Source organism: Paenibacillus germinis (assembly GCF_013141785.1).
Taxonomy (GTDB): Bacteria; Bacillota; Bacilli; order Paenibacillales; family NBRC-103111; genus Paenibacillus_E; species Paenibacillus_E phytorum.
Window position 1 is genome coordinate 78,270 of the sequence record NZ_WHOC01000144.1, and the last position, 6,924, is coordinate 85,193.

Sequence of the window (6,924 nt, forward strand, 5' to 3'; positions counted from 1 at the left end):
CCGATCCGTCCGCCCGGTCATCCGGGCGAACCATCAACTGTTTTCCGTATCGCAAAGCTTATTTCATATACCGGTCATAAGCAGCCTGCTGAATACTGATCACTTCATCCAGTCCCATCTCCTTGAGCTGCTGACGGAACTTCTCGAAGTTGCCAGCTACCGGCTCCGAACCCAGCACCCACTTCTGGAACTTCTCGTCGGTGAACGTCTGGATGCTCTTCATGATCGAATCAAGCTTTTTCTTCTCCCCATCCGTAAACGTCAGCACCGGAAACTGCTCGATTGGGTATTTCTTCTCGTTGTATTCCTTCACTCCGGCCAACGCCGTCTTGTTCGTCCATTGCTCCTCATAGGCAAAATCCTGATGGAAGCCAACTTCCATCTGCGCCCCATCAGCCTGCAGTGCTTCATTCACCGGCTTACTACCTGTCAGCAGACTGTCCTTGAATTTCGGCTTGCCGTCTACGAGATCGTAGTGCACGCCTTCGATCCCAAAATTCATTAGTCTCCGTCCTTCAGGAGTAAACCAGAAATCGAAATATTTGATCGTTTCGACCTGATGCTTGTTGGAGGCGGAAATAGCCCATCCGCTCTCGCTCACCGTAGCCCGCTTCGTTTCTTCGCGGACGACCCCGTCGCTGCTGGCCGGGGGGGCCATTGGTGCGAACAGGATGCCGGGTACTTTATCCTTGAGAGTATCATTATAGCCCGCCGTACTGGAGAACCAGTCATGTGAAACCCCACCGACGTTATCGCCGAGCAGCACCTCGCGCGCCTTCGCCCCGCGGGTGAAAATTTCTGGATCAATTAGACCTTCCTTATACCACTTGGCAATATTCGCGACCGCTGTCTCGTAGTTTGCCTCATAAGGGCCATACTTCACTTTGCCCTGGTCCGCATATATGCCACGGTATGAATTCCAGAACAGCAGCAGATCTTGTGCTCCTCCTTTGTTCACACGGTTGAAGTACGGAATTTCATCAGCTTTGCCATTTTTATTGGGGTCCTTCTCCTTGAACGCCTTCAGTACCTGGTACAGCTCATCAACCGTTTTTGGCTGCTGCATATTAAGCGCTTTCAACCAATCCTGACGGATAAACCAGCCCTTGGCAACCAGTCCATCTGGGACGAACGAAAGGAAATACATCTTGCCGTCAGGTGCCGTAGCGAATTTCTTCACATCCGGCCGCTGCTCCAGGAACGCCTTAATATTGGGCGCATGCTTGTCGATCAGCTCATTTAGTGGAGCGAACGCGCCCTCGGAGCCGTATTTGTTGAAATCCCCCTTTACGTTGTAATGCACAATGTCGGGAATGTCGCCGGATACCATCATCAGATTGAACATTTCCTTGCTGTTGGTCGCCGTCTGCGAAGCGGTTCCCTTCAACGTCACATTCGTACGCTTAGCCGCTTCCTTGAATACCGGGAAATTATTGTCGTAAATATACCGATCGCCGTAATGCATGTGCATCGTCAGCTCCACCGGCTTGCCCTTCTCCGTGCCTTGGTTCGGTGCAGACGAAGGCACCGCTTCCTTAGCATCCTTACCGCATCCTGCCGCCGATAAAGCCACAACCAACGTCAGCGCAGCCCCTACTCCTTTTTTCCAAACCTGTTGCTTCATATTTGTACGTCCCCCTTTTGTGTAGTGGAGCCAACTTACCCTTTCACCGAACCGACCAAGGCCCCTTTGGCAAAATATTTCTGAATCAGCGGATAGACGACCATCATCGGGATGATGGAAACAATGATAGTCGCGTAAATGACCGTCTCCTGAGAAACGAGTGTCGCGGAGCCGAAATCGACCAACTGCTCACTCAGGTTGTTTTCCACGATCAGCTTCTTCAGCAGCACCTGCAGTGGAATTTTATCTTTGTCCTTCAGGACAATCATCGCCCAGAAGTACCCATTCCAGCGTGTAACGGCATAGAACAACCCGACAGTCATCAGCGAAGCCCGGGACAACGGCAAGTACACCGACCATAAAATCCGGTAATCACCTGCGCCGTCAATTTTCGCCGCCTCCTCCAGTTCCACGGGCACGCTTTGGAAAAACGTGCGCAGCAGAAACACGTAGAAGGTCGTCACCGCGAACGCGATAATGATGGTAAACCGCTCATTCAGCATGCCCATATCCCGCAAATTCAGATAGAAAGGAATCATCCCGGCGTGAAACCACATCGTCAGGGCGATCAGAAAGTTGATGGCGCCCTTCCCCTTCAACCTTTTCTTGGACAGTGGGTAAGCCCCGCAAATCGTCAGAAACAAGCTTACCAACGTGCCCACAACCGTGTAATAGAGCGTGTTGGCGTAGGCCACCCAGATGCTTTTCTGCATCAGGACCTTGAAATAAGCCTCCAGATTGATGTTCACCGGCAGCAGCAGCACCTTGCCGGATACGACCGCATCGCCAGAGCTCAGCGAGGCCGACAGAACATACACGAACGGATACAGCGAGGCAAGCCCAATCACCGATAACAAGAGCGTATTGATCACATTGAAACATTTGTCACCTAACGAGGTTCTCATTCCATTCACCTACCAAAGTCCAGTCTCGGTCAGCTTCTTGCTGATCCGGTTAGCCGTAATAACGAGCAGCAGACTGACGGTGGCGTTGAACAGCCCGGCGGCTGTCGCCAGATCGTACTGCCCTTCCTGTAGGCCGGACCTGTACACATAGGTGCTGATCACGTCTGCCGTCTCATATGTTGCGGGTTGATAGAGCAGTATAATCGCTTCGTAGCCAACTTCCATCAGCTGTCCGATCTTGAGGATCAGCATGATCGCAATCGTCGGAATGATCGAAGGCAGCGTGACGTTCCATATTATCTGGAATCGGCTAGCCCCGTCGATCTTAGCCGCCTCGTACAGCGCTGGGTTCACCCCAGCCAATGCCGCAATGTACACGATGGCGCCGAAGCCCATCTCCTTCCATATATCCATGGAAATAATATAGATGGCCCGGAAGTACTCCGGCTTCGTCAGGAAATACAGCTTCTCCCCGCCCAGCAGTTGGAGGATGGAATTGACGATACCGGTGGAAGGGGCGAGAAAGTTCGTGACGATGCCTGCCACCACCACGATGGAAATAAAATGTGGCAAATACGTAAACGTCTGGACGAATTTCTGGAACAGCCGGTTTCTCACTTCGTTCAGCAGCAGCGCCAGCACGATCGGCGCTGGGAAGGCGAAGATCAGCTGGTATAAGCTGAGAAGCAGCGTGTTTTTCAGCGTTCTCCCGAAATACGGGCCATTAAAAAATTGTTTGAAATGCTCCAATCCAACCCAGGCGCTACCCTCGATGCCTTTGAACAGGCTGAAATCCTTGAAGGCGATCTGCAGTCCATACATCGGTTTGTACATAAATAACACATACCAAGCCAGGAATGGTATCAGCAGTAAATACAGCCGCCATTCCTGTACAACATGCTTTCTGATCGTTACTACCAAAAGCGCTTTCAACTCCCCCTACTTCTAGGATCATTTGTCGTATCCCGGATACAATCCTCACTATAATGAACAGGGTTAGGGGCGTCTATCACCATGATTTTGGTATCACCATCATTTCACGAAGGGGAGAAAAATCGACGTGTTTTAGCTATTTAGCTTCGTTCAGACCCACTATTACTCGCATATTGACCGGGTGAGACGCCCTCATATTTGCGGAACATGCGAATGAAGGTGTTAACGTTATTACAGCCCACCCGCAAAGCCAGCTCGGCGATTTTCACCTTCTCCGTGTCCATAATTTCTTTGGCCTTCTTCACCCGGTATAAGTTTAGGTAATCCTTGAAGTTCTCACCCGTATGCTTCTTGAAGGCTCCGCTAATATAGCCAAGTGAGAATCGGTGCATCTCCGCAATCTCCGACAAAGACAGGTCGCGAGTGTAATGCTCATGCACGTAGTCGACGATGCCCTGCATCTGCGTCTGATCCAGCATCTTCTGCTCCGAATGAATGAGTCCGATCAACCGCTCGAACAGCTCGAACAAGGCAGACCTTGCCTCGGCATCCTCAGCCGCATGATGAAGCTTCCGGAGTGCCTCCGCCACTTCGCCCTCATCCGTATCCAGTACTTTGTTCAACTGCTGGAGAATTCGGTTTACCGTATTTTGTAGAGCGTATACGAAATGCGTCCAGCCGGTTCCGCCGATCGCCTCCCTGCTTCGATTCTCATCCAACAAACGCTGCAGCAGGAGGAAAACGTTCTCCCGTTGTCCGCGAATGACACTCCCGATCAGCTCACGCTCCCCATCTAGCGGATAATAAAACCGGTCATTCATCTGGCCGTCCAAATCACTTCGGACGATGACAAGACGGGACGTTCGCAGTACCCCATAATCCAGCCACTGCACCGCCTGCCGGTAAGCCCGTTCCCACTCGCCGCCCGCCAGAACCGGGTCGCCCAGCGCAGCGACCAGACGCAAGCCGACGCTTGCCTCGATCTCCATCAGCACCGAGCTGACGATCCGCTTCGCCCGTTCGCTATCGTCCCCCTGCAGCATGATGCCCATGCGGCGGTAGTCGAAATCGAATACTTCGCATAAGCCTTCCTCACTCAGCCGCTCCGAGAGCAGCAATTGAAGCTGCGACTTAAACGTGACGAGAGCTTCCTTCGTGTAGTGACTCGCCACCTCCGAGTAGCTGGCGAATTCAACCACGCCTACCATGCTTGGCGAGGCTAGCCAGACGAGGCCGTGCTTTTCCAGCTCAGCGGCCGCCTGTTCCTGAGGCAGCAAGCCATGGAGCAAGTCCCGCAGCAGCTTGTCCTTGAGCGAAACCCTGCTTTGCATCATCGCTTCCCGCATCTGTTCGTTAGCTCTCTTCATCCGGGCTGTCGTATCGCGTATAAACGTAAATTCATCCCTTTCCTCCGACTCCTTCTCCTCTAGGTCATCATCCGAGCGCAGCAAACTGACGACATGCCCGATCGGCAGGTACATCCGGCGGGAAATCCAGTAGGCCAGGCCCCCGCCGAGCAGCAGCAGCAGTACATAGACAAAGCCCGTTACCGTCAACTGTTCCTTCATCGCCGACCAGGGGGCGAACCGTTCCGCCACGTAGACAAACGTCCACGTCGGCAACACCTGAGAGCGCAACGTATGCACGGACAGACCGTCTCGGAACGAAAGGCCGTCTTTTCCTGACTGAACCGTCGGCAGCACGTTGTCACGAACCTCATCTTTCTGCTCCGCCTGGAAAGCGGACTTGTAGGCGAGCAGCCGCTCCCCATCCAGAATGGCGATGGCACTTTCGCCATCGAGCCCGAGTACCGGAAGTAGATAACGTTCGTGGAAGGATAAATAGAAGTACAAAGTGCTACCCGAGAGCGCTTCCACTTTTTTCGTAAGTGTAATCAGAGTATCGGCTTCGTATGGCTTCGGCGTCCGGCGCACCCCCATGTCTTCGGCCTCGTCCGAATCGGGTGTCAAACCCATTTCGCTCCAGTACCGGTCCTTTGTAATCGTGTAGCTGGGCGTGATGACCAGATCGTCATTATCCTTGGTAATGTCGATCCGGTAACCGAAGTCACGGAACGCATTGCTGCTCTTCTGAAGCTCATTGTAGATGCTCGTAATGTTCGCATAGTCCCGCTGCGGATTGCGCGCATACGCGACAATCGACTCCTGTTCCTTCATCTGGTCCGACAGCGTAAGTGCGAAGCGCAGTTTCATATCCGCCTGATCGCGCATCTGTTCCAGATAGACCGCCTGCTTGCGGTACAGTTCCCGGTTGACGTGTTCGTTGCTCTGGTAAATGAACAAGCCTGCCGCGATCAGCGTGTAGAGAATCACCAGCACCAGATAGGCGGATAGCAGCTTGAGAAAAAATCTTTTTTTGATCATGGGAACCCTCCTCTATCTACGAAAGAGATTCAGATACTATAACCGGAAGGAGCCGGTCTGTCTATCGTCAATATTTTGCTATCTCGATTTCTTCACGAATCCGCTCTCGGAGCTGTCGTACTGCCGCAGATGCATTATCTTGAAGAAGACGCCTCAATTGATCAGCCTCAGATAACAGCATGTCATTCTCCAAGCGTAACTGACGGTCCTCAGCCTGCAAGCGTTATTCTCAGCATGTACATACGCGATAGCAATATCATGTAAAAGAAAAAAACCCTTCCTAAGAAGGGTTTCGTTCGTAGAGTATGATGCGGTCAAGAGGACTCGAACCTCCACGGGGGGTTAGCCCACACGGACCTGAACCGTGCGCGTCTGCCAATTCCGCCATGACCGCAAAATCAGAGAAACTTTAGACTATGTCTAAAGTTCCCTATACTACTGAGTCATGTAGGATTCGAACCTACGACACCCTGATTAAAAGTCAGGTGCTCTACCAACTGAGCTAATGACTCATGTCTGGAAATAAAAAAATGGCGGAGCTGACGGGATTCGAACCCGCGGTCTCCTGCGTGACAGGCAGGCATGTTGGGCCACTACACCACAGCTCCACACTATGTAAAACAACTCTCAAAAAGAGTTTGGTTGCGGGGGCAGGATTTGAACCTGCGGCCTTCGGGTTATGAGCCCGACGAGCTACCGGGCTGCTCCACCCCGCGACATTACTAGCATGATATTTTATTAAGTATAAAATATGGTGGAGGCTGACGGGATCGAACCGCCGACCCTCTGCTTGTAAGGCAGATGCTCTCCCAGCTGAGCTAAGCCTCCATGGGATGGAACTAGAAAATTGATGGTGACCCGTAGGGGACTCGAACCCCTGTTACCTCCGTGAAAGGGAGGTGTCTTAACCACTTGACCAACGGGCCTCGTAAACAGGCTTTTCTTATGTAAAAGTTTATTGGTGGCGGAGAGAGAGGGATTCGAACCCTCGAGACGCTTGTGACGCCTACACGATTTCCAATCGTGCTCCTTCGGCCAGCTCGGACACCTCTCCATGAAAAGCCTGATATGTTATAAA

Annotated in this window: 4 protein-coding genes and 7 tRNA genes; all 11 read right to left on the reverse strand. The window is 52.3% G+C overall.

Annotated elements, in window-relative coordinates; genetic code table 11:
- Positions 1–58: 58 nt before the first annotated feature.
- The 11 genes from GC102_RS26995 to GC102_RS27045 all read right to left on the reverse strand — a co-directional run bounded on the left by GC102_RS26995 (position 59) and on the right by GC102_RS27045 (position 6,900).
- The gene (locus GC102_RS26995; protein WP_171692280.1) at positions 59–1,624 is read right to left on the reverse strand and encodes an extracellular solute-binding protein; all 1,566 of its coding nucleotides are present in this window, start codon (positions 1,622–1,624) and stop codon (positions 59–61) included.
- A gap of 35 nt (positions 1,625–1,659) precedes the next feature.
- A complete protein-coding gene (locus tag GC102_RS27000; RefSeq protein WP_216628176.1) occupies positions 1,660–2,496 on the reverse strand; it encodes a carbohydrate ABC transporter permease in 837 nt (278 codons plus the stop codon).
- A 42-nt stretch (positions 2,497–2,538) separates the two neighbouring features.
- Positions 2,539–3,450, reverse strand: coding sequence for an ABC transporter permease (locus GC102_RS27005; protein ID WP_246321141.1), 912 nt, complete (start codon positions 3,448–3,450; stop codon positions 2,539–2,541).
- Between the two features lie 152 nt (positions 3,451–3,602).
- Complete coding sequence (locus GC102_RS27010; protein WP_171692282.1) at positions 3,603–5,846, reverse strand: helix-turn-helix domain-containing protein; 2,244 nt, start codon at positions 5,844–5,846, stop codon at positions 3,603–3,605.
- Positions 5,847–6,155: 309 nt separating this feature from the next.
- A tRNA-Leu gene (locus GC102_RS27015) sits at positions 6,156–6,240 on the reverse strand.
- Positions 6,241–6,285: 45 nt separating this feature from the next.
- Positions 6,286–6,358 (reverse strand) — tRNA-Lys (locus GC102_RS27020).
- A gap of 19 nt (positions 6,359–6,377) precedes the next feature.
- Positions 6,378–6,454, reverse strand: a tRNA-Asp gene (locus GC102_RS27025).
- 31 nt (positions 6,455–6,485) lie between these two features.
- A tRNA-Met gene (locus GC102_RS27030) sits at positions 6,486–6,562 on the reverse strand.
- A gap of 36 nt (positions 6,563–6,598) precedes the next feature.
- A tRNA-Val gene (locus GC102_RS27035) sits at positions 6,599–6,674 on the reverse strand.
- Between the two features lie 23 nt (positions 6,675–6,697).
- A tRNA-Glu gene (locus GC102_RS27040) sits at positions 6,698–6,772 on the reverse strand.
- Positions 6,773–6,808: 36 nt separating this feature from the next.
- Positions 6,809–6,900, reverse strand: a tRNA-Ser gene (locus GC102_RS27045).
- Between the last annotated feature and the right edge of the window lie 24 nt (positions 6,901–6,924).